The sequence below is a fragment of the Stieleria maiorica genome, assembly GCF_008035925.1.
GTDB lineage: Bacteria > Planctomycetota > Planctomycetia > Pirellulales > Pirellulaceae > Stieleria > Stieleria maiorica.
Map to the genome: position 1 here is coordinate 6726537 of NZ_CP036264.1, position 25366 is coordinate 6751902.

Annotated in this window: 15 protein-coding genes and 1 other RNA gene; 10 read left to right on the plus strand and 6 right to left on the minus strand. The window is 60.8% G+C overall.

Annotated elements, in window-relative coordinates; genetic code table 11:
* Window positions 1–149: 149 nt before the first annotated feature.
* From Mal15_RS22905 to Mal15_RS22915, 3 genes are all read right to left on the minus strand, one after another.
* Entirely contained in the window at window positions 150–776 is a 627-nt protein-coding gene (locus Mal15_RS22905; RefSeq protein ID WP_147869891.1) for a tetratricopeptide repeat protein, read from the minus strand.
* A gap of 157 nt (window positions 777–933) precedes the next feature.
* Window positions 934–1360: RNase P RNA component class A (gene rnpB, locus Mal15_RS22910), an RNA gene on the minus strand.
* A gap of 206 nt (window positions 1361–1566) precedes the next feature.
* Window positions 1567–2697 carry a leucine-rich repeat domain-containing protein gene (locus Mal15_RS22915; protein ID WP_147869892.1) on the minus strand — a complete coding sequence of 377 codons (1131 nt, stop codon included), beginning with the start codon at window positions 2695–2697 and terminating at the stop codon, window positions 1567–1569.
* A 98-nt stretch (window positions 2698–2795) separates the two neighbouring features.
* On the opposite strand from Mal15_RS22915, the gene Mal15_RS22920 reads away from it, so the two are divergent.
* Window positions 2796–3317 carry a hypothetical protein gene (locus Mal15_RS22920; RefSeq protein WP_147869893.1) on the plus strand — a complete coding sequence of 174 codons (522 nt, stop codon included), beginning with the start codon at window positions 2796–2798 and terminating at the stop codon, window positions 3315–3317.
* 125 nt (window positions 3318–3442) lie between these two features.
* On the opposite strand, the gene Mal15_RS22925 is transcribed toward Mal15_RS22920, so the two are convergent.
* Window positions 3443–4366: a hypothetical protein gene (locus Mal15_RS22925; RefSeq protein ID WP_147869894.1), complete on the minus strand. Its 924-nt coding sequence runs from the start codon at window positions 4364–4366 to the stop codon at window positions 3443–3445.
* A 216-nt stretch (window positions 4367–4582) separates the two neighbouring features.
* Between Mal15_RS22925 and Mal15_RS22930 the strand changes: the two genes are divergently transcribed.
* From Mal15_RS22930 to Mal15_RS22945, 4 genes are all read left to right on the plus strand, one after another.
* On the plus strand, window positions 4583–4813 hold the full coding sequence (locus tag Mal15_RS22930) for a hypothetical protein (protein WP_147869895.1): 231 nt from the start codon (window positions 4583–4585) through the stop codon (window positions 4811–4813).
* Window positions 4814–5054: 241 nt separating this feature from the next.
* Window positions 5055–5576 carry a hypothetical protein gene (locus tag Mal15_RS22935; protein ID WP_147869896.1) on the plus strand — a complete coding sequence of 174 codons (522 nt, stop codon included), beginning with the start codon at window positions 5055–5057 and terminating at the stop codon, window positions 5574–5576.
* A gap of 620 nt (window positions 5577–6196) precedes the next feature.
* Window positions 6197–10597, plus strand: coding sequence for a VWA domain-containing protein (locus tag Mal15_RS22940; protein WP_233902973.1), 4401 nt, complete (start codon window positions 6197–6199; stop codon window positions 10595–10597).
* Window positions 10598–10883: 286 nt separating this feature from the next.
* Window positions 10884–12581 carry a hypothetical protein gene (locus Mal15_RS22945; RefSeq protein ID WP_147869897.1) on the plus strand — a complete coding sequence of 566 codons (1698 nt, stop codon included), beginning with the start codon at window positions 10884–10886 and terminating at the stop codon, window positions 12579–12581.
* Between the two features lie 238 nt (window positions 12582–12819).
* Here the strand turns inward: Mal15_RS22945 and Mal15_RS22950 are convergent, their stop codons facing one another.
* Window positions 12820–14352, minus strand: coding sequence for a hypothetical protein (locus tag Mal15_RS22950; RefSeq protein ID WP_147869898.1), 1533 nt, complete (start codon window positions 14350–14352; stop codon window positions 12820–12822).
* A gap of 571 nt (window positions 14353–14923) precedes the next feature.
* Between Mal15_RS22950 and Mal15_RS22955 the strand changes: the two genes are divergently transcribed.
* From Mal15_RS22955 to Mal15_RS22970, 4 genes are read left to right on the plus strand one after another with little or no spacing between them, the layout of a single operon-like run.
* Window positions 14924–15460, plus strand: coding sequence for a rhodanese-like domain-containing protein (locus tag Mal15_RS22955; RefSeq protein ID WP_147869899.1), 537 nt, complete (start codon window positions 14924–14926; stop codon window positions 15458–15460).
* Entirely contained in the window at window positions 15457–16680 is a 1224-nt protein-coding gene (locus tag Mal15_RS22960) for an FAD-dependent oxidoreductase (RefSeq protein WP_167546999.1), read from the plus strand. Before Mal15_RS22955 ends, Mal15_RS22960 begins: the two co-directional genes overlap by 4 nt.
* Window positions 16665–17852, plus strand: coding sequence for an efflux RND transporter periplasmic adaptor subunit (locus tag Mal15_RS22965; protein ID WP_147869900.1), 1188 nt, complete (start codon window positions 16665–16667; stop codon window positions 17850–17852). Before Mal15_RS22960 ends, Mal15_RS22965 begins: the two co-directional genes overlap by 16 nt.
* A complete protein-coding gene (locus Mal15_RS22970; RefSeq protein ID WP_147869901.1) occupies window positions 17839–21195 on the plus strand; it encodes an efflux RND transporter permease subunit in 3357 nt (1118 codons plus the stop codon). The genes Mal15_RS22965 and Mal15_RS22970 overlap by 14 nt, the downstream gene beginning before the upstream one ends.
* A 43-nt stretch (window positions 21196–21238) precedes the next feature.
* Here the strand turns inward: Mal15_RS22970 and pyk are convergent, their stop codons facing one another.
* The gene (gene pyk / locus Mal15_RS22975; RefSeq protein ID WP_147869902.1) at window positions 21239–22678 is read right to left on the minus strand and encodes a pyruvate kinase; all 1440 of its coding nucleotides are present in this window, start codon (window positions 22676–22678) and stop codon (window positions 21239–21241) included.
* Between the two features lie 292 nt (window positions 22679–22970).
* On the opposite strand from pyk, the gene Mal15_RS22980 reads away from it, so the two are divergent.
* Complete coding sequence (locus Mal15_RS22980; protein ID WP_147869903.1) at window positions 22971–25235, plus strand: leucine-rich repeat domain-containing protein; 2265 nt, start codon at window positions 22971–22973, stop codon at window positions 25233–25235.
* Window positions 25236–25366 lie beyond the last annotated feature (131 nt).

Sequence of the window (25366 nt, forward strand, 5' to 3'; positions counted from 1 at the left end):
GGAAGCCCGATTTGAAGCAAAAATGCGGCTCAAATTTTTGCGAATCTGTTGTCTAAAAACGTCGTCACGTTGTCAGTTTCACGACGAAGTAGAACAAAACGATCCATTCCGCTTGGCGATCTGCTGGATTGTTCGCCCGCGTGCCTCGTTTAGGCCGCTGTCAAATCGGCAGCATCTCCATCCTCCTGCAACTCCGAGGCCGATTCGGTTTCCTGACCGTCGTTGACCGCGTCCTCGTCTTCTGAATCGCTGGATTCGCTTTGACGAGCGATCCGAGTCGCCTCGGCGTCGATTTCGATCTGCCAGCGGTCGGCGATCTCCAGCCGGCGCATTTCGTCCAGCAACACGCGGGCACTGCCGACCCGCCCCGTATGACGATAGACACTCGACAACATCAACAACGCCGGGGGGTCACGTGGTTCGATCGCCAGGATCCCCAACAATAACGGTTCGGTCGCCTCCCAATCGCCGCGCAGGTAGGCCGCCTGGGCGTCGACAAATCGGTCGGGTGTTTCGGTGACCGCTCGTGGATCGAGTAATGCTGGCAATTCTCGAACGCTCTTGACCGTCCAGCAGACCCAGACACAGACGCCGACCCACCAGGCGCTTCGCACCAGCAACGGGTCCAGCCAGGTCGGATACAGGTATTTGAGAACCAACAGCGAATTCATGCCGATACCGAACCCGATCGCCAACGGCAGCGCTGACAACCGACCACGCCACCAAAGCTCGCTGAGCCCCGGCCAGAGACAGGTCAGATAGTTGCGGAATTCCATTTCATTCTCAGAGAGTTCTCTGAACCGATCTAAGCGATCTGCCGCGGACGCCGCAAGCCGAGATTTTGCCGTTCAAACGTAGCTACCTTCGCCAGAAGGTGGACCTCTGTGATGTTCCACGCTCGCATCGAGCGTAGCTATGTCAAAGAAAATGCGAACGACCAGAGGGCTTGTAAGCCGGGTTCTGTACCGATCGGAGCGGGCGGCCGGAACGGATTCCGGCAGCGGCGCGCCGATGGCAGCGATCATTTATCTGTGCACGACGATTGCTCGTCGCCTCCATTGCGACCTACCCGAGTGTCGATGGCGAAGCGGACCGCTTCTGCACCCTGTTTGGTCTAGCTCCGGATGGGGTTTACCGAGCCGATCGGGTCACCCCGATCGCTGGTGCGCTCTTACCGCACCGTTTCACCCTTACCACGCGTCCAGCGGGGACGAGCCCCGGTGAACCGTTCGGCGGTCTGCTCTCTGTTGCACTTTCCCTGGCCTCGCGGCCGGTCGACGTTATCGACCATCCTGTCCTGCGGAGCCCGGACTTTCCTCCCGCCGGCAAAACGCCGACGAGCGATCGCCCCGCCCTCTGGTCATTCGAACTGCCCAACATGATCGATCACGACTGCCTTGCCAACCGATCGGTCGACAGACGCCGCACGCGAAACAGGATTCAGCAATCGTTGGTGTTTAGCCTTGAGGCGATTCCCCTGTCATTGCAAAGCATCAAGCGGGCCGTCGCCCGTGGGGCATCAGCGTGACAACCTAGAATGGACGTCGTGCACCCAGTCGCCGACGGTTATTTCCCCGGGACATACTCCAGCTGAATCTCGCACTCGGGCAGCTTGGGCTGCAATTGATCGACACCGTCTTGGGTGACCGCGGTTCGCGTCACGATCAGTTTTTCCAGGTTTGACATTCCGGCCAACGCTGGTAATCCATCGTCGGTGATCTTGGTGCTGCCCAGATGCAGGAACGTCAATCCGGTCAATCGGCCCAGCTCCTCTAACGATGCATCGCCGATGTTCGTCTTGTCGACATTCAGCCACTTCAGTTGCTTCGCCCCGGACAATTGTCCCCAGGCTCCATCGCCGACCGACGTGCTGTACAGATTCAGTTTGGCAAGCTGCTTGAATCCGCCGAGGGTTGCCAAGGCGTCGTTGTTGATCCCCTGACACTCGCTGAGATCCAATTCGGTCACGTCAGAAAGCCCGGCAAGGTTGGCCAGGCCGTCGTTGCCGAATGGAGTGGACGCGATTCGCAGTTTCTTCAGCGCCGACAATCCGGCGAGCGTGCCAGCCGCTTGATCGGTGACCTGGGTCCCGGCCAAATACAACTCCACCAGTTCCGATAGTCCGCCCAGCGCCGCGAACCCATCGTCGCTGATCGGCAAAAAGTCCAACGCGATCACTTTCAGCGTCTTGATTCCACCGAGCGTCGGCATGGCGGCATCGGTCACTGTCGTCGCACCGTCTTTCCCGGAAAGCCTGATCGCCTTAAGCCGCGTCAAGCCGCCCAGATGCGCGATTCCGTCATCTCCGATCGCACAGCCACGCAGGTCCAGGTTTTCCAGCGTCTGGATCTTCCCGACTTCGGCCAAGTCATCGTCGCTGACGTCGGATCCGGCAAACAACAGACTTCGCAACTTGGGCAGGGCCGCCAGCTTGCCGATCACATCGCCGACCTCCGCATCGCGAAAGTCGACTTCGATCACCGCGTTGTTTCCGTCGCGACGCGTTTTCGCCACCGCTTCGATGTCCGCCGCGACCTGATCCGTTTCGCCGGCCGATTGATTGAGGGAGCCGACCTGAACCGCAGGTTCGGGATCGCCCGCCCGGTCCGGCGTCGAGTCCGTCGCCGGTTTGGACGGGCAACCGAGGCTAAGACACAGTAATCCCGCGACGATTGCGGACACGTGAAGAGGTTTCACCGATAGGATTCCCGAGGGGCGTATGGATTCTGGGCCAGACGCTGTAGTCTAGCAACAATCCGATCCGCCAGGCCCATCGTCAATCACCTTCGCTCCGCATGCAACTTTGTTTTGTCTACACCAGCAACCCGTTGGATGACCGCGACCGAATCGATGCGGTCTTGGCGGCGATTCCCATCGAGTGCCGGCGGCAGCAGATCGCCGATCTCAGCCCCAAGATCGACATCAATGACTCGGGGGAATTGACCATCGAAATCGAAGTGGACCTGAACTCCGCGAGCTCAATTGCCGAACCCGTTCGAATCGCGACCGCCGCCGTGGAAGTGTTTGTCGAATTGGCGACGCAGTTTGAATTGGCTTGGAACGTCGGCCACCAACACGAACCCTGTATCGGGACCATCTCCGCCGCGGCCGGTGTGCACGACTTGATGGACGAAGTGAAGATCGCCGTGGACGTCGCGCGGTCCTTGGCCGACTTCAGCATCGACGAAGAAGAAAATGCCTTCGTCCGGCCCGAGACGAGCGTGACCGAAACAGGCGCCGACGATCAGGCGTCATGGGACGAACTGTTTCAACCTCCCGACACCTTCATCCGTTTCCCGGAATTCGATGAAGAGTAGCGGCGCTGGTGTTCAGGCTCTAGCCGCTCCCGCTCGCTGCTTCGGTACGACGGCCCTTCCGGGCGGTCGCTGCTCGCTGCTTCGCAGCGAAAGGAATCGCCTGAAGGCTAAACACCAACGCGTGCTCATTGCTTTTCGAACGCGAGTGTGGCCACCACGTCGCCGTTGCTGTTTTGCAGTTGCCATCGAAACGCGTCCGCGGAACTGCGTTGCAGCGCGCCGGCGAGTGTCACACCGGCCGATTCACTCAACTCCAACCGATTCGCGGTTGCTTTGTATTTCCCACGTGACACCAGGTTCTTTCCGTTCTTGGTGTGAACCATCACAAAGCTCGCGTCATCGGCGAATCGAACGGCCCACGCATCGCTGACCGAGGTTTTCGCCGACCAAGTGCCGACCAACGTTGACGAGCTTTGCGACGCCGGGGTGACGTCCCGTTGTGTCGGAGAGACAGACGGTTTCATCATCACCGCAGGAACCATGGACGCCGTGTCCGTTGCGGCAGTCGACAATCGCTTGGCGGCAACACGCAGTCGCTCGGGCGTGACGTCGTGATTGCTCAGTGACGATTGGTACGCCAACGTTTTTCCCAACGCGACTAGTTGAACATGCGAATGGTTCTGCAACGCAACCAATAATGCCATCAACTTTTCTCCATCAACCGCTGCGCCGTCATCGAGTGCTCCGATCGACAAACCCTCGATCGGCATCACCACGTCGATGCGTCCGGCTTCCGCGTCGACGCTGAATCGCAGGTCATTGCGTTTGACCGCATCCGGTTCGGTCGGCAGCATGTCTGCCAAGTCGACTCGAAGTGATTGCGACTCGATCTCGCTCGCGACACCGGCTTCATCGAGCACGGTCGACAATGCCGCCGGCCCCAAAATGACATCGGACGCCTTGGCCGGCAAAGCAACTTGCTGCGCTGTGCCGACCACGGTTTCGGACATCGAGATTTCGCTGAACAAATCACCATCCAAGGGAGATCCCGCATGGACCGCCGACAACGGGAGCGTGGTGACGGCGATGCACAGCAGTACCAAGGCCATGATTCGGCAACGAAACGACCGTGCAAAAACACTCCGCCGACGCGATAAAGCATCGCCGGTGTTGGAGGCACTGGTATTAGGGTCACTGATATTAGAGCCAGCGGCACACGGAGGGTGGGCGGACTTCCAACGAAGCTCGTTCATGGATCGGTCACTCAGACGGTTGGGTCGGAATCAGGGTCTAAGTCACCAAGCGAAACGGGCGGCGAAATGTAAATGAAAAAACTGTCCCGCGAACTCGAATCGGGGCAATCGCCGTCCAACGCCAGAAAAAAACAAACTTCCATTGGCATCCGCAGGGGTGATCCATCGAGCCAGAAAATTCGGGCCGAACCGGGAAAAAAGGAGTCACGTCGTCGGTGGGCAGACGCCGATCAGGAGGGTGTCGAGGAACCAGTGCGCTTGCTGTTAGAAGCCGGCGCCCTACACTTACGCGGCGTGGTCTGAAAAAGACCCCGCCCGCTTCGATCCTCTTAATTCGGCAGAGGGATCATTTTTAGGGTTCGCCTAAGTCACTCAACGGCTTGTGCAGTAGCACGCTTAGACTTACGCGTTTCTCCCAGCGGCTCCATTTTGCCGCCGACGGGTCGAAGCAACTGCCGGCTGACAGATCGCCAGATTTGTCAGCCGGCTTTTTTCATTCCCTCGCCCCCTTCGCCGGACCTCTCGCTCGACGCGGCCCGTTCCAATGACTTCTTCCGCATCGGCCCCCCCAGACCCCAATCCAGCCGGCGACATCCCACCGGACGACATCCCGCGCGTCGCGCCTACACGCCGACTCTCGTCGCGGGCGTTGTTGGCCGCGTTCGGGATGATGATCGCGGTCGGACTGAGCGTTTACGCGTTGTTCCCCGAAAGCATCGGCGGTCCGCCGCTGCCGGTCCGTGTTTCGCTCGACCGAGCCCCTCTGCCGACGACGGGGGGCAAGGTCGCCGTGCTGACCGACGTGGTCACCGTCACCAGCGAACTCGATCAGCCGATCCGGCATTTGACGATCATTCTCAATGGGCACTATGAAATCACCCAAGCCAGTCCCCTGCAGCCGGGGGGCAGTCTGACACTGCCGCAGTCGATTTTTACCGACAAACGCAGCAACCGGCGGTTCGAACCCGAGACCCAGCGGGTGACCGAAGTCCTGGTGCGAGGCCAGTTGCCGAGCAAGTCGCGGGGGGTGTCGAAATTCACCTTCGACGACAGCGGAGCGCAGTAGTGCAATGCGAGTGCGCGAGTGTTCAGGCTTTAGCCCAATACCGCTAAGTTAAGGCCGAGGGAGAAGCCTGGACGTTGGCGCGAACCGGCTGATGTCGGACGATGATCAGCCGTTTGGCGCGAGCCTACGGGCCCTCCCCGCAGGAAACAACGCTTAACTTAGCGGTATTGGGCTTTAGCCGCCCACGCTCGCTGCTTCCGGTACGACGTCCCAAGCAGCGACGGGGAATCGCCTGAAGACTAAACAGCAACGTGCACGACCTTTTTTTCGCAATTGGCACAACAATCGCATCCACCCCATCTCTTGCCGGGGTTTGGCTTGTCTTTCGTCCATTCCGGCTGATCGATTTTGCTACAGGTGTTGCAAAATGCAACACCTACAACCGGAATGAGGATCAGATGGAGTGGGCGAAAGGCGGTTTTTTTCGTAGCGAGTTGAATTGAGCGGGAATAGACTCTGCCCATAGAGATTTCTCTCGATCAACTCATCCCTTTTCCCTAGATCACCCGAAACCCGCCAGTTGCGCGTTTTTTCGAGTGGTTTGGCACCTAGCACACAGAACGGTCGTTCCGATGAAGACAGGCAGATCGCCGTTTTCAAGCACCGCGGAGAAAATTCAGATGCGAGACGTCGCACGTCAACTTCAAACTTTGATCACGCCGGGGCGTTGGTTGCGTCCCATGGTCGGCCTTGTGGCATTCACGATCCCGATGGCAGCGGTGTTGGCTCACGCAGCCGACAGCGTCACGGCCAACGACAGTGGTGCCCAGGTCCGCGTCGTCAGTTTCCCCGGCGACCAATCCAGTGCTGACGGTCCGGCGTACTTCGCCGCTTCGATCCTGCCGTCGGCCGATGACGCATTGCTGCAGGCGGTCGAGCAGCCGGCGGCCGATGTCGTCGTCGTCGTCGACACCTCGGCCAGCCAGTCGGGTGAGTTCCGTCGCGAATCATTGGCAGCGGCCACCAAGACCGTTGCATCGCTTCGGCCGCAAGATCGCGTGCGGGTGTTTGCCGCCGACGTGGACGCCGTCGCCCTGTCCGATGCACTGACTCCCGCAGCTGATCCGAGTGTCAGTTCGGCCCTGGAGGGATTGAAGCGACGTCTGCCCCTTGGCAACACGAACATGGTTTCGGTCATCGATGCGGTCCGCGGCACGCTGTTGGCCGCCCCCCGCAGCCACACGCGTTCGATCGTTTACATCGGTGACGGGGCATCGATCGACGCGACGGGCAGTCAAACGCGGTTCGCGGCGTTGATCGACGCATTGCGAGCCGACCACATCTCGGTTCACAGCGTCGCGATCGGCCCATCCAAGAACGTCGAACTGATGGCCATTCTGGCCAATCACACCGGCGGCGTGTTGGGGATCGTCAGCGAAGCCGACGGCAACACCGCGACGGCGATGGCCGCCCGCGTGACCGAATCGGCGGTGCGTTCACCGATCTGGATCGACGATGCAAACTTGCCCCAGGCGGTGACGATCGCTCATGGCAAACGTCTTCCGCCGCTGCGTGTCGATCGCGATTCCATCCTGCTCGGTCAAATCGCCGGCAACATCGATTCCATGCAGCTGGACCTGCGCGGGACGACGCCGACGGCCGACATCCGCGTCACCACCGATGCAACGATCGAACACGGCAACCCCGACTTCGCCTTCCTGCCGGGGCTGGTCGACGGTGCCAAGAAAAACGCGGGGCTGACCCTGCCCACCGCCAGCAGCGTCATGCTTCGTGAAACCGCTCGTATCCTGGCGGCCAAGTCCGACGAACTGGTGCGGGCTGGGAAGCTGGCCCTGAAGCAAGGCAACAAGAAAGGCGCCAAAGCCGTCGCGGAAATGGCTCTGGAAGCCGACCCGAACAACGAAGACGCCAAGGCATTGGTGAAAGTCAGCGGCACCACGCTGATCATCCAAAACGAATCGCCGTTTGACGACCTGTTCGGCGACGACGCCCAACCGGCCGATCCGGCGCCCGCCGCGGACGATCTGTTCGGGACGGACGAACCGGCAGCCCCGGCGGCTCCCGCCGCGGACGACTTGTTCGGCGACCCCGCACCGGCGGCAGCTGCCCCGGCACCGGCAGCACCGGCGCCAGCGGCCGAAGCAGCCCCGGCGGCGGCCACCCCGGCGCCGGCCGCTCCCAGCGGCGGACGTCTGCCGATGGTTCCGCCCAGCCGCAGCATCGTCGGCGATGACGAGATTTTGGAACGCGGCGGCGATTTGCTCGATCGCATCGAAGCCGAACGCAGCGCCGCCAACGGACGGTTGCGTGCCGAGGTCAAAGCGGCCTTGCGTGCCGCCGAACGCGCCCTGCGGTCGGATCCGACCGGTGTCTCCGGCCAACTGAAATCCGTGCTCGCCCGCGTGCAAACGCTGCCGGACATCGAACCCAAGTTGCGTCAGGATCTGGAAAGCCAGTTGCAGTCGGCGATCCAAGCGGCCAGCAGCGCCGAAGCACGGTTCGCGGCCCAGCAAGCCAACATCGTCGCACAAGACGAAGCGTCGCGTGCGACCGCCCGATTGTTGGAGGAAACCTTCCGCCGCGAGGCGACCTTGAAAACGCTTTCCCAGCAGATGAACGCGTTGATCGACGAAGGACGCTACACCGAAGCCGACGGCACGGTGTCGTTGAAATTCGCCGAGATCTCCGGTGACTCGATCACCGAGGATTCGGTGGCCGGCCGACACTTCACCGACCAACCGTTGGCGCTGCAGACCTATGACCGCGACCGACGCTACAAGGAGATGCGCGAACGAAACTTTGTCGATGCGTTCTCGTTGGTGCTCAAGAGCAACATTCCGTTCGTCGATGAACCGCCGATCTTGTACCCCGATGCGGACGTCTGGCAAGCGCTCAGCCGTCGTCGTCTGGAGCGTTACGGTTCGATCGAACTGGTCGGTGACAACGAAACCGAACGTAAGATCGAAGCATCGCTGTCGGACGAGACCACGCAAACGTTCATCGAAACCCCGCTCAGCGAGGCCATTCAAACGATCAGCGACACGCACGAAATTCCGATCGTGATCGACAACCGGGCGCTCGAAGAAATCGGCCTGGACGCCGACGCCGGGGTCAACATCGACCTGAAGAATGTCACCTTGCGATCGTTCCTGCGACTGATGTTGCGCGATCTGGAACTGACCTACCTGATCAAAGACGAAGTGATGCAGATCACCACCGTCGAAGCAGCCGAAGACAACCTGGTGACCAAAGTCTATCCCGTCGGTGACCTCGTCGTGCCGATCGTTTCGCTCGGCGGCGGCGGCATGGGCGGCGGCATGGGTGGCGGCATGGGCGGCGGCATGGGTGGCGGCATGGGCGGCGGCATGGGCGGCGGCATGGGCGGTATGGGCGGCGGCATGGGCGGCATGGGCGGCGGTATGGGCGGCGGCATGTTCGTCGTGCCCGATAACGTCAGCTTGGATTCAAAATCGGAATCCGCCCCGGTAGCCGACGACGCCAACGCCACTCCGGCCGACACCGCCGCGGCAACGCTTTCGGCGGCCGACGAGCAATTGATCCGCCCGCTGAAAGTCACCCCCAAGGCAGGCCAAACGCGCAGCGAAGCATGGGAGCAGTTCTTCGCCGGGCTGACTCTGGGCGACGTGCGCGAAATCACCATCCTGGACCAACAGATCCGTGCGACCGCGCGGCAATACTCGGTCAAAGCCGCTGCGGCGGACGAACAGGGCGATCGACAAGCGGCCGTCGAGTGGTTCAGTCATTCGCGCGACATGATCAGCGAAGCGATCCGGGCCGGGCATGTTCAACCGTGGATGTATCAAGCGTATGCGATCGCCTTGACCGCCACCGGCGCGCCGAAGGCGGAAGTCGAACGGGCGCTGTTGTCCGCGGTCGATTTCGCCGAGACCCCGGCCGACATCCTGAACGTTGCCGCGCGCCTGGAGGATTTGGGCAGTGACGCCGCCTCGCTGCGGTTGTGCAAACGGGTCGCGGAATTGGATCCGAACCGTCGCGAGACCTACGTGATGGGACTGCGATTGGCCGAACAACTCAATGACCCGGCCGCGATCGCTTGGGCCGCCAACGGAGTGCTATCGCAGGCGTGGCCGGCCGAGTTCGCGCCGGTCGTCGACAAAGCGACCCTGCTGGCACGAAGCGCCTACACCGAACTGAAAGAGAAAGGACTGGAAGACGAAGCGGCCCGGTTCGCCAAAGCGTTGGACCAGGCCGCCGCACACGATGTCATCGTGCGGGTCTCGTGGACCGGCGATGCCGACATCGATCTGGCCGTGGAAGAACCCGGCGGAACCGTTTGCTCGTTGGAAAACCGCTCCAGCGCCAGCGGCGGCACCTTGCTCGGTGACTCCTATCCCGGCCAAGGCGAAGACAACACCGGAACCGTTTCGGAAACCTACATCTGCCCGCGAGGATTCAGCGGCCAATACCGTCTGCTGGTCCGCAAGGTGTGGGGCGAAGTTTCGACCGGACAAGTCACCGTTGAAATCGTCACCGATGCCAAACGACCGTCCCAGCGGTTCATTCGAAAAGAGGTTCCATTGACCGAAAAAGACGCCTTGTTCGTCTTCGAAGTCAAAGAGGGAAAACGTCAGGAAAAACTCGGCGAAGCCCAACTGGCACACCTGCGCGACGTGCAGCGTGATCTCAACGGCCAGTTGCTCGGTCAATTTGCCAACCCGGGAAGCGATTCGGCACAAGTCCTGCGGGATCTGTACCGCGACACCCAGATCTTGACCGGTGGCATCGGGGCCAATCCCTTCTTCGGCCGCAACGGCGCCGTCGGGTTCCAGCCGCAAATCACGCAGTTGCCCGAGGGGGCGTCGCTGTCGACCCTGGCGATCATTTCTGCCGACCGACGCTACGTCCGGATTTCGCCGGCACCGTTCTTCTCGCAGATCGGTGACGTCAGCACCTTTAACTTTGTCGACGGGACGTCCGGTGGCGCAGGCGGCGGTGGTGCCGGCGGCGGCTTGGGCGGTGGCGCCGGCGGTGGTCTCGGTGGCGGCGGCCTGGGCGGCGGCGGCGGTTTCGGCAACTGAACCGACGATCTCACGTCAATCGCTTTTGCTTGCAATTCAAAGGCGGTCATCCTACTGGGATGGCCGCCTTTCTTTTTTTCCGCCACCGTTGAAACCTGGCCCGCGCTCGACGGGTAGATCATTGTACGGGGGACCCTTCACACGGGGGGCGGCACGGCGTTGGATTTGGAAGACTTCGATCGGTTGTGGCGTCCCAAAGTTGTCAGGTCCCCGCCGAATTGGTAGACACTACGCTCGAATCTAACACCCCCATCTGTCACAAGGACAACAAACGATTATGGGTTTCATGACACATTGTCTCCGTCCCCGGCATGCCGCGAGCGCCGTTGCGGCCGCGGCGGTTCTGGCAACCACGCTCTTGGCCGCCCCCGCGATGGCTCAAGAGCGGCTCGCGCCGGCGGCCGGATCATCGCGTGCCACGCTCACCGACGGCACGCAACCGGTCGTCGTCGTCACGCTCGGTTCGGTCAAGAAGTTGATGGATGACGTCAGCTACCTGGCCGAAATCACCAGCCAGCCGCAACTGGCGATGTTCCCGATGCTGGCCGCCACGTTCACCCAAGGCATGGACATGGACCAACCGATCGGGATGCTGGTTCCGTTGGTCGGCGGAGCACCACAACCGATCGTCGTGTTGCCGACTAAGGACATTCGCCCCATCCTGAAGCGTTTGGAAGCCCAGACCGGGCCGGTCGACGAATTGGATGACGGCACGTTGGTGCTGACCGTCAACCAAAACATGTTGTATATCAAACAGAACGCGAACAACGCCGTCGCGGCACAGAATCAAGCCGCACTCGCGTTGGCCCCGGAAGACGCCGGCGATCTGTTTCAAGGCATGGGCAACAACTACAACGTCGCGATCCGTTTGCAAGTTCAACAGGTTCCCGTCGAAATCCGCAACATCCTGATCGATCAATTGCGTCAGGGATTTGAGCAGACGATGGCCCAACAACCTGACGCCGCATCGGGCCGGGAGGTGGCCGAGAACTCGATCGCACAACTGGAACGCCTTGTCCAAGAAGCCGACGAACTGAATATCGGGTTGAACATCGACAAAGCCAACAAGCAAGTCGCATTGGATCTCTCGTTCACCGCCGTCGGTGGAACTCAACTGGCCGCGGTTTACGGCGGTCAACAATCGATCCCCTCCCGGTTCGCATCGGTCATCCGCGACGACGCGGCCGCCTACCTTCACAGCGCCACGTCGATCAGCCCCGAGGCCATCACGCAAGCCAAAGATGGCATCCAAACGTCCTTGTCGATGATCAAAGGTGCCTTGGAAAACGAGGGTAACCTGACGGAGGATCAGGTCAACGAAATCGACCAGTACATCAACCGTCTTAGCGACATCGTCACCGAATCGCTGTCCGAAGGCAAAGCGGACATGGGCGCCTTGGTGATGGCCGGCCGCGATGAGTTCAAAGCCGTGATCGGCACCTTCGTCGCCGACGGCAACAAAGTCGCGGAGTTGGCAAAGGACCTGGCGACGAAAGTCCCCGACAGCCCCGATGCCCCCAAGTTCAAATTCGACATCGGAAACTTCAGCGGTGTCACCATGCACCTGATCGAAGCCGATGTGCCGGCCAGCGAAGACGAAGTCCGCAAACTGTTCGGCGACAAGATCCAGGTCCACATCGGAACCGCCCCCAAAGCGGTCTACGTCGCGGCAGGACGTGGCAGCGAAGAACTGTTGAAGGAATTCATCACGTCGGGAAGCAGCGATAACGGTGGCGATCGCCCGTTGGGGCAGTTCAAGATGAAACTGTTGCCGTTCATGGAACTGGCGCAGTCGGTCGAAGCCAACGACAACGTGGCGGCGATGATCAACGCCCTGACCAATTCGGAAGACAAGGGCGAAGTCAACGTCACCACCAAATCGATTCCCAACGGCTCGGCGATGAAGCTGACCATCGGCGAAGGCCTGATCCGGTCGATCGGCGCCGCCGCCATGGCCGGTCGCCAAGCCCAGCAGCCGTTCTGATCCTCGAGGCCTAGCAGAACCGTCAATTCCTAGCCCCCGTCCCCGAATGTGTGGACGTCTGCACAACTACACCATGGCTCCCTTCTCCCCCGGCTTTGCGTGGGAGAAGGGCTGGGGATGAGGGGGCGAGGATCTCTGACGTTGCGGCGCTCGCCAGAGCGTGCGACGCGGCCGGGATCCACTTTCTGGCGAAGGTAGCGACGTTCGACCATGTAAACGCCGACCGCTTTGCAGGCCGTCAAGCCGCTTGTTTCGTGACCGCCGCCACGGCGGCCTGCCCAGAGGGCGATGCGACGTTCGGCGCGTTGCTCCCCGTTTCCTCTTCGGGCAATGAGTCTTCGGGCGATGAATCGGTCCGCGAGACCAACCCCGTCGCCATCAGGATGCGGTCGCACCAGCCGATCAGCATCATTTCCGTCCGCGAATCTTTGCCGCCATAAATCGGCAATCGACGGCCCAACCGCGAAGCGAAGTCGCGGATCAGGAAGTGCGCCAATAGCGGGCGCCGGACCAGTAATTGGATCGGAAACGCCAGCGACCCGATCGTCGGTAGAAGTCCCCAAAGCAACGCTTCCAGGTGCCGAACGCTGCGACCGGACGAGAACCAACTCAACAGCGTCACCAGCGTGCGGGCCAACGGCAAAACCAACCACGGCAACAAAAACCAAACATTGCCGGTGGCGATCGCGGCGAGCAGGCCACCATATTTCGCCGGCACCACCCACGGTGAACACGCCTTGACCGCCAAATGCAACGCCATCCCCCGCGCATACGTTGCCACTTCCTGCGCATCGACCTGACGACTCAGTTCGGCCGCGTCGTCCGATCCGATCCGCTGTTCGCGTTCCCAACGCCGGATCGCGTGCCGAATGTATCGTAACCCCACGTAGGTTTGATAACGCGGCCGGGACAGCAGATGCCACGCCGCACGCAACGAGCGTCCGACACGACGTCGAAGCTTGCCGGTCAGCCGCTTCCAGCTGGCCAGTCGCAGCGGGGCGGGTTCGGCCGCTTTCCAACGCGAGGTGTGATGGATCAACGCCTCCACGTCTGCCACCGCATCGAACGTCTGCGAACGCAAGCGAGTTTCATCCAGATCATCAAAGGGAGGAAACGTTCGCGCGCTGGCGGCCAGCAGCCAATATTTGGGGACCAAGACCGCGGGGATGCCGGATTCAAGATCGACGATCGTGTACCGATCGCCACGCCGCAACAGATTGGCCGTCGAAACCATCGCCCGGGGATCGACCTGCCAACCGCTGCCTGTCAGGCCACTGCGGATCAAGGCTTCGCTGGTTTGCCGCATCACGTCGACCAACTGATCGATCTCACCGACGGACTCGCCCGGGGCGGCCGGCCGAAGACCGCGACCATCAACGTGCTCGGCCGCCAGCACCCACCCGGGCGCCGCGGCGTCAAAGCGGACATACAGTGGCATCGCAACCAGTGGCATCGCAACCAGTGGCATCGCAACATCCGCGTCCACTTGATGCCGGCGCAGAACCTCCGCCGCCACTCGGCGGCGAAAGAAGCACGCCAGGATCGCATCGCGATTGAATTGATAGGCAAACGGGGCGAAAAAACACAGTCGGTAGATCGTCCGCGTCAACAGGCCCGGGCAGAACACCTTTTCAACCACGCGCCGCGTCGAGCCGTCGGCAAACGTCGCGTCGACTAGCCGAGCCGTCGCCGCACGCCCTTTTCCGAGTTCGCGGACAACCCGAACTTCGACGGGGGTGGATTCGATTGGATCGGGAAGGTCTGATTTCACAGGATCGATGCTGCGGCGGGGAATTTCGATTCGCCTATATCAGATTCGACAATCCGGCGACAAGGTTGCTCCGGCCCAGAGATCGATATCGATGCATGCCCAGGTCGTGCGGTTTCCGAGGCGTGCAGCGCACAGGGTTTTCACGACTTTCCCCGGCCGCCTGAATCACAAGGCGGTCAGTCCCCACGGATGGCAGAGCGAACCGACGGATGTTGTGCGGTCGGGGATCCGTGGGTTCGCGCTGCCATCGGTGGGCTTTTTCAATTTCCCGAGCCCCTCCCCCCGAACGCACCACCTTAAAGAAAAACAGTCCTGCCAGAGAGAGTGAAGAGCGTCAACGCCTGCTATCTCAGAGGTCTCGAACCGCACGACCGGTGTTAACATGTCAGTCGGACGCGTCCCGCGAACGCAGCAGGACGTCACGCGGCATGCCGCATTTTTCTGGCGGACGGACACGAGAAAACGCAATTGACACCTCGCGAGCTCACGATATATTGAGTATTGGTTCGTGAGAATCCCAGACCGTCCGCCTCCCTCTGCCCCCGCAACACATGAAACCGAGGACAAAAAAATGAATCGCAACGGTTGGCTTGGAATTCTGGCTCTGTCGGCTATGACACTGGCACTGATGCCACAACCCGCTCCGGCCCAGTTTGGCGGGTTGTTCGGCGGACCGGAGATCGAAACGATCAGCACCGACCAGCTGCAGTCGTTGCTGGACAAACAGCAGCGAGCCGCGGCCGACGCAAAAGCAGCGGGCCAAGAAGCTCCGACGCCGGATTTCGTGGTCGTCGACGTCCGCTCGGACGCCGAGGTCAACGTCTCGATCATCCCCGGTGCGATCACCAAAAAGCAGTTCGAAGCCGATCGCCAGCAGTACCAGGGCCGTACCGTGATCCCCTACTGCACCGTCGGCGGACGCAGCGGTGCTTATGCCAAGCAACTCGCCGCCAAGGGTGTCAAAGTCAAGAACTACAAGGGCAGCATCTTGAAATGGGTCGATGCCGAGTTGCCCTTGGTGACCCTGGATGGCAAGCCGACCAATCGCGTCCACACCTATAGCGATCGTTACAAAATTCCCTCGAAGTACGAACAGGTCACAAAGTGAACCAGCCGCCGGCCAATGCCGAGCAGAAGCACATCGTTCTGCTGGGCGTCGGCCACACCAATGCCCACCTGGTCAAACAGTGGGCCAAGGACCCGATCCCCGGTTGCCGATTGATCTGCGTCAGCACGTTCCCGGCGGCGACCTACTCGGGGATGCTACCCGGCACGCTGGGGCGTCAATTCCACGACGATTGTCTGCGAATTGATCTGGCCGCGCTTGCCGACCAAGCCAACGCCGAACTGATCCTTGCCGATACCGACGGGATCGACCTTGCCGCAGGAGAATTGCACTTCCGCGATCGTGCCCCGATCCACTTTGACGTGCTTTCGATCGGCGTCGGATCGATGCCGGCCGGGTGGCAGCAACATTCGGCTTCAAAGCTGTTGGTCCCGATCAAACCGATGCAGACGTTTCTGCAGCGGCTGGAGACACGATTGCAGGACGCGGCGGCGGCGACGACCGGCCCGCTGCGGGTGGCGGTCGTCGGTGGCGGGGTCGCGAGCGTTGAAATTGCGTTGTGCTTGCAACAGCGGTGGCAAACCAGCGATCGCAAGCGGCCGATCGAAAGTGAAATCTTCACCAGCAGCGACCACGTGGCCGATGGGATGCCCGAACGCAGCGTGCGGATGATCGAGCGTCTGCTGCGGCGACGCTCGATTGCGGTCCATCCCGGCCATCGTGTCGAGGAGGTCACCGATTCGGCTCTACGGACCGACGACGGCCAATGGTTCGGCTCGGACTGCGTGATCTGGGCGACCGGCGCGGCCGCCCCACCGGTGCTCGATCGCCTGGGCCTGCAAACGGACGCGCACGGATTCATTGCCACATCGAAAACCCTGCAGTCGCTTTCGGACGAGCGAATATTTGCCGTCGGCGATTCGGGCACGGTGGTCGATGCGCCCTCACCCAAGGCGGGTGTGTATGCCGTCCGGCAGTGTCCGATCTTGTGGCACAACGTCAACGCGTTTCTCCGCGGGGAAGCGTTGCAGCAATTCGAACCCCAACGCGATTTTCTAAAGCTACTGAACACCGGTGACGGGAAAGCGATCCTGCAATACGGCCCACTGACCGTTCACGCCCGTTGGTGCTGGTGGTTGAAGACCTGGATCGACAAACGGTTTGTCCGCCAGTACCAGTTCGAAACCGAACGCCACCGCCACACGCCTGTTCCGACCGAGGATGATCAATCAAAGGAGCCCTTGTCATGCAGATCAATGTGATTCGTCGGTGGCTGGCAAGTTTTGGCCGAATCGGAATGGTCGCCGGCGGGCTGTTGTTGTTGGTCGCGACCATCGCCTGGTTATCCGGCATGTTCGAAGACAAAGTCCAACCGGGTTGGACCGGCCGCGGGGTTCCCAAGCACACCGACCAGCCGACCGACATCGTTCACGAGATCGAAAAGCCTTACATCGAAGAGGCGATCGGGACGCTCAAGGCATCCAGCCGGACCGTCGTCGCGGCGAAACTGCTGGCGACGATCACCGAGATCCGTGTCACCGCCGGCGACCAGGTCCAGCGGGGCCAAGAGCTGGTCCGTTTGGACAGCAAAGAATACGAAGCCCGGCTCGACCAGGCCAAACGGGCACTCGAGGCCACCACCGCCAACCGCGAGCAAGCCGAAAAAGCATTCGCGCGGGCGGAAACGCTGCAGCAACAGAACGCGCTGTCGCGATCCGAATTCGATTTGGCAAAGCGTGACTTGCAGGTCGCCAGTGCGAACGAATTGCAGGCGACCAAGGCGGTCCAAGAGGCCGAGGCGATGCTTTCGTACACCGTGATCAATGCCGCCAAGGACGGCCGGATCGTCGACCGCTCGGCCGAACCCGGCGACATCGCCCGACCCGGCGAACCGATCCTCACGCTGTACGATGCGACCTCGTTGCGGCTGGAAGCCCCCGTGATGGAACATCTGGCCGTCAAACTCGGTGTCGGTGATCACTTGGCAGTCTATGTCGACGCACTGGATCGTGAATTCGACGCCACGATCGACGAAATCGTCCCCCAAGCCGACGCGCCCAGCCGGTCCTTCTTGGTCAAAGCCAGCCTGCCCAAATCCGACGAACTCTACGAGGGGATGTTCGGGCGACTGCGGATTCCCGCCGGCCGGCGGCGGCACCTGTGTTTGAACACCGACGCGTTGATCGAGGTCGGGCAATTGGATTTTGTCGACGTCGTGCTCGCCGACGGAAACATCGAGCGGCGGTTGGTCAAGATCGGACAGCTCGGCATGCCGGGCCGCCAGGAAGTGCTCAGCGGTGTCGAAGCGGGCGAGCGAGTGGTGTTGCACGTCGATGGCTCAGCCAAGGAGAGCCCAGTGAAGGAGAGCCCAGTGAAGGAGAGCCCAGTGAAGGAGAGCCCAGTGAAGGAGAGCCCAGCCGATGACACCCTCTGACGATGACAACCAGGCGGTTGACCACACCGCCGACACGCCGTTGATGACGCGGATCGTCGAACTCTTCTTGCGCGGCGACGTCGCGATTCTGTTGGTCCTGGTCTCCCTGTTGCTGGGCACCGCCGCACTGTTTTTGACCCCGCGCGAAGAAGAACCACAAATCGTCGTGCCCATGGCCGACGTGTTTGCCTCGGCGCCCGGGCTGTCGGCCGAAGAGGTGGAGCGTCAGGTCACCGATCGCTTGGAAAAGCTGCTGCACCAGATCGACGGCGTCGAATTCGTCTATTCGGTGTCCCGGCCCGGCGAGTGTGTGGTCACGGTGCGATTCTACGTCGGCGAAGACCGCGAGGACTCACTGGTCAAAATCTATAACAAGATCAACTCGTCGGTCGATAAGATTCCACCGGGCGTTCAGTCCTGGGTCGTCAAACCGATCGAAGTCGATGACGTGCCGATCGTGATCGCAACCCTTTGGTCGGACCAACCCGAGCGTTACGGGGACCACGAGCTTCGCCGGATCGCCGAAGAGGTTCAGCATCAACTGCAGGCGATCCCCGATGCGAACCGCGTCGAAGTCGTCGGCGGACGGCCCCGTCGAGTCCATGTCAACCTGGACGCCCAGCGATTGGCCGCCCATCGCACGTCCCCCTTGCAAGTCGCACGGGCGTTGCAGGTCAGCAACGTGACGGCGCGAAACGGAAGCTTCGAGCAGCAGAACACTCAGTTCAATGTCGAAACCGGAACCTTCATCCGCGACGTCGATCAATTGCAGAACATCGTCGTCAACGTCGCCGGCGGTCGGCCGGTGTACCTGAAGAATGTCGCATCGGTCATCGACGGACCGGCCGAAGCGGACAATTACAGTTGGATCGGATTCGGTGCGGCCGATGACAGGTACGCAGACCGTACCGACCTGTACCCCGCCGTCCACCTCTCCGTGGCCAAACGCAAGGGTTCCAACGCGGTTCGGGTGGCTGATGCCGTCGAAACAAGACTCAAGGATCTTGAGAGGACGCATCTGCCCAGCGGAGTGAACTTTCGCATCACCCGCGACTACGGTGAAACGGCCAACGAGAAAGTCAACGAACTGATCGAAGGGTTGGTCGTCGCCGTGCTGACCGTCGTCGGGTTGATCGGATTGACGATGGGCTGGCGGCCGGCACTGGTGATCGCGTTGGCGATCCCGGTCTGTTACAGCTTGACCCTGTTTATCAATCTGATGGTCGGCTATTCGATCAATCGTGTCACCATGTTCGCGTTGATCCTGGCGCTGGGGCTGTTAGTCGACGATCCGATCACCGATGTCGAAAACATCGCACGGTACTTCACGATGAAGCTGTTTCCGCCCCGCAAATCGGTGCTGCGTGCGGTGCAGGAAGTCCGCCCGGCGTTGATCCTGTCGACACTGGCCATCATCGTCAGCTTTTTGCCGTTGGCATTCATCACCGGCATGATGGGCCCGTACATGGCGCCGATGGCGCTGAACGTTCCGCTGACCGTTACCGTTTCAACCGTCGTCGCATTCCTGATCACGCCCTGGTTGGCGATGGTGTCGCTTAAACAGATCGATGACTCGGGGAATCCCGACCAGGCCTATGACCTGACGACCCGCCCGCTGTACCGGTTGTCCCGAATCGTGTTGGCGCCGATCCTGTCCCGACCCCTGTACGCCTGGGGTGTCTTGCTGGGCATCGCATTGCTGTTTGCGATGGCGATGATCCCGCCCGTGTTTCGCTGGGTGCCCGTCAAGATGTTGCCTTATGACAACAAAAACGAATTCCAAATCGTCATCGACATGCCCGAGGGAACCACATTGGAACGGACCGACGTGGTATCGCGACGGATCGGGCGGTTCATCGGCGGATTGGCCGAGGTCAGCGATTACGAATTGTTCGTCGGGACGGCATCTCCGATGGATTTCAACGGTCTGGTGCGACACTACTTTCTGCGACAAGGCCCCAACGTCGCCGACATCCGCGTGAACCTGCTGGCCAAGGAGCAGCGGGCTCAGCAATCACACGAGATCCTGCTTCGCATCCGTGATGAAGTCACCGAATTGGCCCGGTCGATGGGCGCGAACATCAAACTGGTCGAGGTGCCTCCCGGCCCGCCGGTGTTGTCCACGATCACGGCCGAAGTGTACGGGCCGCCCGACGGAACGTACGCGCGACAGATCCACGTCGCCCGCAACGTCATGGCGCGACTGACGCACGAGCCCGGTGTGGTCGACCTGGACGTCAGCGCCGAAGACGACCAAATCCGATTCGTGTTCGAAACCGATAAACCCAAGGCGGCTCTGTCGGGCATTTCCACGCAAACGATCGCCGACACGGTCGCGACGGTGCTGAGCGGGAACCGGGCGACGGTCTTGCATCTGCCCGATGAAGTGGAACCGTTGTGGATCGAGCTGAAGCTTCCCCCCGAGAGTCGTTCGGCGCTGGATGATTTGGAAGAGATTTATGTTCAGGGAGAGCAAGGGCAAATCGTCCAACTCGGTTCCCTGGGCCGGTTCCGCGAAACGTTGGAAGACCAATCGATCTATCACAAGAACCTGCGGCGGGTCGTGTACGTCTACGCCGAGGTCGCCGGGCGTCCGCCGGCCGACGCGATCATGGACGTCCAGTGGGATCGACAGCCCGCGGGGACCGGAATGTCCGCCGCGGAGCATGCCGCGGTGACGCCGCGCCCGCTGGAGAGTCGATCGTGGTTGTCGCTCGGCGGCGGCGTCCCTTGGTCGGTGCCCGATGGCTACCAGGTCCAATGGGCCGGCGAAGGCGAGTGGGACATCACGCTGGACGTGTTTCGCGATCTGGGGTTGGCCTTCGGTGCGGCGCTGGTCGGGATCTTTGTCGTGTTGATGTTTCAAACCGGTTCGCGAACCTTGCCGTTGTTGATCATGTCGGCGATTCCGTTGTCCATGATCGGCATCATGCCAGGTTTTTGGGGGCTGAATCTGATCATGAATCAACCCATCGGCGGCCACCCCAATCCGGTCTTCGTCACGGCAACGGCGATGATCGGCATGATCGCCTTGGCCGGGATCGTGGTCCGCAACTCGGTCGTCCTGATCGACTTCATTCACCTGGCACAGGCCGAAGGGTTTGACTTGGAGGAATCGATCGTCCGCAGCGTGGCCGTCCGCACCCGGCCGATCCTGTTGACCGCCGGCACCACCCTGCTGGCCAATTGGGTGATCACCCTGGACCCGGTGTTTTCCGGATTGGCTTGGGCCATCATCTTTGGCATCCTGACGTCCACCGTGTTCACCTTGGTCGTGATCCCGGCCGCGTACTGGTTGATCTACCGCGGTCCGACAGAGTCCCTACGACCCGACCAGAAATGAGCCGATCTGGCGCATCGAACGTGCGATGGTGCACGATCGAGGCTCACGAATCGCCGTTGACCTGCCGCAACTGCAGCGTGTCGATGATCTTGTCGTCGGCCAACGCGTTGGTGATCACCACCAGCCACTCGCCGGGGCTGCACCAGCCACGCTCTTTCAACCGCCCCAGTGCGTTTTGAATGGTGCGTTCGGGGTCATCGCTAAAGTCCATCAAAAACGGCTCGACGCCCCATGGCAACATCAATTGATGAAAGGTCGACGGGATGTCGGTGAAGGCGTAGATCGGTACTTCTTGCGCCCGCATCGCGCCGAGGACATAGGCCAGGAATCCGCTACGGGTGAACACGACCACGCCGGCCCGGCCGAGTTCTTTGGCCAACACGACCGAGGATCGGAGCATCTTTGCCTTGGGCGTGTGCAACCGAATCCGCCGATTGATTTGTCCATCGACCGAGGGTTCGATGCTTTGAACGATGTTCTTGAGCACCTCGACCGATTCCAGCGGATAGGCCCCCATCGTCGTTTCCCCGGACAACATGATCGCGTCGGCTTGTTCACGGATGGCGTTGGAAACATCCGAGATTTCGGCGCGGGTGGGGATCGGAGACTGGATCATCGATTCCAACAGATGGGTCGCGATGATCACCGGTTTGCCCTGGACCTGACAGGCGTTGACCAATTCGGTTTGCACGAGCGGCAGTTTGTGGTATTCGATCTCGATCCCCAGATCACCGCGAGCGACCATCACGCCGTCGGATTCATGGATGATCTCCTCCATGTTTTCGACACCCGCCTGATCTTCGATTTTGGCGATGATCTTGGCACAACTGGAAAGTTCATCGAGAAACTCTCGAAGCGTCACGATGTCGGCGGCTTGGCGTACGAAGGAGAGCGCGACGAAGTCCAGGCCGGCGGCGACACCGGCACACAAATCGGCTTCGTCTTTTTTCGTCAGCGCGGGTAGATTGATTCGCGTGCCCGGCAGGTTGATGTGACGACGCGAGCCGAGTGTCCCAGGGGTGAGCACTTCCAAGACGACCAAGTGATCGGTCGTTTCCAGAACCTTGGTTCGCAACAGTCCGCTGTCGATCAGCACCGTCGCGCCGACGGCGACGTCAGCCGGCAAGTCGGGATAGTTCACCGAAACGCGGTGCACACCGTCGTCGACGGCATCAAACGGTTGCGTGTGCAATTCCAAGCGGTCACCGACCTTCAATTCGATCGGGGCATCGACCGGGCCGGTCCGCACCTCAGGTCCTTTGACGTCCATCATGATCGCGACGTGACGACCGACGTTTTGCGAGGCTTGTCGAACCCGCGCGATGATCTCTCCGACCCACTGGACGCTGCCGTGGGCCATGTTCAGCCGGATGATGTCGACTCCGGCACGGATCAACGATTCCAACTTTTCGAGTGTCTCGGTTGCCGGACCAATCGTCGCGACGATTTTCGTGTGTCGAAAGGGGCGTTGTGTGTCAGCCATGGTGATGATTTCCATGCGAACCAAGCGTGCTTCGAGACCAACGTCTAGTGTGGCGCTCGGATGACCCGCTGCAACACGGGTTTCAGCGATGGTGAAATCGCTGCCCTGCAGGGGATTTAGGGCGCCATAGATCGGCATTGGAAAACGGGAAATATTACAGGGACCGCGTCGGACGCACCGGGCCACGGTGCCCGTCGTGGCCCGCCGCCGCCGCGATTGTCTATATTGAATCAGTTCGTTTGATCGCACACGCGGCTTCGCACCGGCAGACATCTTTTCTGGGGTTGGTTCAATGAATCATTGGCTTCGCTCGATCGCTGCACTGGTCGCGTTGTCGACGAGTGGATGGGTGGGCTCGGTTTCCTGGGCGCAGTCCGGACCCCAGGCACCTGCCGCCGAGTCTGATTCGCCGGCCCATTCAACCGCGGCGCCGATCACCGATGCGATGACGTTTGATGCGGCGATCGCGGAACTTTCTCACGCAAGGTTCGCGCGGCGGCAAGCGGCCTATCGTTTTCTGATCGAATCTGGCAGCGATGCGATCGCACGCCTGGAGAACACCGCCGGCAGCGCGGATCGAAACGTCGCCGAACGATGCGTGCGGGCACTCGTCGAAATCACCCGTGACAGCGAGTGCACCGAAGCGGCCCTGGCGGCTCTCGATCGGCTGGCCGAAGACGCCTCCAATCCGGTCGCGGATTTGGCCGCATCCGAATCGCGCCGTTTGAAGATGTCCAAGGAAGAGCATGCCATCGAAGCGTTGATCGCTGCCGGCGTGGACGTCCATCGGTCCACCCGCGGAACGGTTTACACCATCCAAATCGCCAGGGACCAGGACCTGTTCTGGCTCAAATTTTTGCCGCAACTTCGCCGGGTCCGTTTGTCGGGCAATGGCATCACCGACGCCGGATTGAAACACCTGTTCGATTGCAACCGACTTTCCGATTTGTCATTCAGTCGCACCGCCGTCACGGACGCCGGATTGGGACAGCTTCGACACCTCCCTTCGCTGTCCGGACTGCACCTCGGTGACGACTCCTTCACCGCCGATGGCATCCGAAAACTCAAGTCGATCCCCGGCCTCACCTCGCTCTCCTGGTTCGCCTCGATCGATCGTGAACGATTGCAGGCCATCGGTGAACTTCAAAACCTGACGAGTTTCAGTTTTTCGACGCAACAGGTCACCGAAGAAACGATCCAGATCATCAATCAATTGTCGCAGCTGACCCATTTGCATTTGACGGCAACCGGGGTGACGGATCTCCAGTGCAGGTATCTGGGACGAATCAAACCCGCCACCAACCTGTCTCTGATGCAGTCGCCCGAATTGACACTCGCCGGCTGGGAACAACTCTGTCGGTTGGACTTGCAAACACTATCGACCTATCAAACCCCGATCACCGACGAAGTGCTCCAACGACTCGGCGACGTCACGTCGTTGAAGTACCTGACGGTGACCGAGGCACCGATCAGCGACGACGGGTTGTTGCACCTGAAGAAACTATCCGAGCTGCGATACGTCAACCTGCGCCGAACCAATGTGACCCAAGAGGGCGCCGATCGATTGAAAAAGCTGCTCCCCAAGCTGCGCACCCTGCGAATCGATTCCCAGGGCTTCGCCGCCGCCGAACCCTACAGCATCACCACCGCGGGCGGCAAAAAGAATGTCCATTTGCGGATCGCTCTGACCGACGCCACGCTCAAAACGCTGGCCCGGGAGAAAGACATCCACACCGTCTACATGAACCGCATCGGCAGCAATGATCAACAGGTCCGCATGATCGCCACGTTGCCGATCAAGGGGCTGGTCATCGATTCCGACGCGGTCACCGACCAGGGCCTTGCCGCGCTGAAGGAACACCCCCACCTTGAACTGCTGACCGTCACCTCCAACCGACTCACCGACGGCTGCAAAGACACACTGCTTGCGATCCCCAAACTGTCCAAGCTCTGGATCCAGAAGGCCACCCTGACCGATGACGGAGTCGGATCGCTGGTCCGAGGGTTTTGCGACAAGCAACAATTGACGTCGCTGACCTTCGGCAATTGCCCTCAGATCACCAACGCAGCCTTCGACGGAATCATCAAACTGACTTCACTAAGCTACTTGGCCTTGCGCGACAACCCGCGGCTCGATTCCGCCGTCTTCCGGCACCTTCACGGGATGGAGGAACTGGTCGAAATCCGTCTGGAAGGAAACACCGTCCGGGCCGACGATCTGAAGCACCTTGGTACGCTGCCCCTCGAACGACTCCATTTGAGCAACTCGACAATCGCCGAGGGGGCGATGGCGGCGCTCGCCGATGCGAGTCCGAAGATCCGACAGTTGGGGTTGGCCAAATCGAATGTGGATGACATCGCCATGGCCTCGATCGGCAAACTCGAACAACTCGAATGGTTGTGGTTGTACGGAACGTCCGTCAGCGACGATGGCTTGACCGAACTGGACGACCTGAACAAGTTGAAACATGTCTATGTGGATGCGAATCACGTCACTGCCAAGGGGCAACAGCGGTTTGAGCAACAACATCCCGATGCGGTTCTGCGACGCTACTAGCCCGGACAGTCGCTTGAGTCGGAATCGCGATTTTTTCCATAATGGCAGTTGGCCCGCCGGCAAAGTTTACCCACAGCTCGGAGCTTTTCTTCGTCATGGGGCGTGTCGTTTCTAGGTGAATTTCGAGCGTA

Coding starts and splice junctions, on each gene's coding strand:
- Mal15_RS22905 (WP_147869891.1), bottom strand. CDS start 776: ATGGAATTCCGCAACTATCTGACCTGTCTCTGGCCGGGGCTCAGCGAG.
- Mal15_RS22920 (WP_147869893.1), top strand. CDS start 2,796: ATGCAACTTTGTTTTGTCTACACCAGCAACCCGTTGGATGACCGCGAC.
- Mal15_RS22925 (WP_147869894.1), bottom strand. CDS start 4,366: ATGGCCTTGGTACTGCTGTGCATCGCCGTCACCACGCTCCCGTTGTCG.
- Mal15_RS22930 (WP_147869895.1), top strand. CDS start 4,583: ATGAAAAAACTGTCCCGCGAACTCGAATCGGGGCAATCGCCGTCCAAC.
- Mal15_RS22935 (WP_147869896.1), top strand. CDS start 5,055: ATGACTTCTTCCGCATCGGCCCCCCCAGACCCCAATCCAGCCGGCGAC.
- Mal15_RS22940 (WP_233902973.1), top strand. CDS start 6,197: ATGCGAGACGTCGCACGTCAACTTCAAACTTTGATCACGCCGGGGCGT.
- Mal15_RS22945 (WP_147869897.1), top strand. CDS start 10,884: ATGACACATTGTCTCCGTCCCCGGCATGCCGCGAGCGCCGTTGCGGCC.
- Mal15_RS22955 (WP_147869899.1), top strand. CDS start 14,924: ATGAATCGCAACGGTTGGCTTGGAATTCTGGCTCTGTCGGCTATGACA.
- Mal15_RS22965 (WP_147869900.1), top strand. CDS start 16,665: ATGCAGATCAATGTGATTCGTCGGTGGCTGGCAAGTTTTGGCCGAATC.
- Mal15_RS22970 (WP_147869901.1), top strand. CDS start 17,839: ATGACACCCTCTGACGATGACAACCAGGCGGTTGACCACACCGCCGAC.
- pyk (WP_147869902.1), bottom strand. CDS start 22,678: ATGGCTGACACACAACGCCCCTTTCGACACACGAAAATCGTCGCGACG.
- Mal15_RS22980 (WP_147869903.1), top strand. CDS start 22,971: ATGAATCATTGGCTTCGCTCGATCGCTGCACTGGTCGCGTTGTCGACG.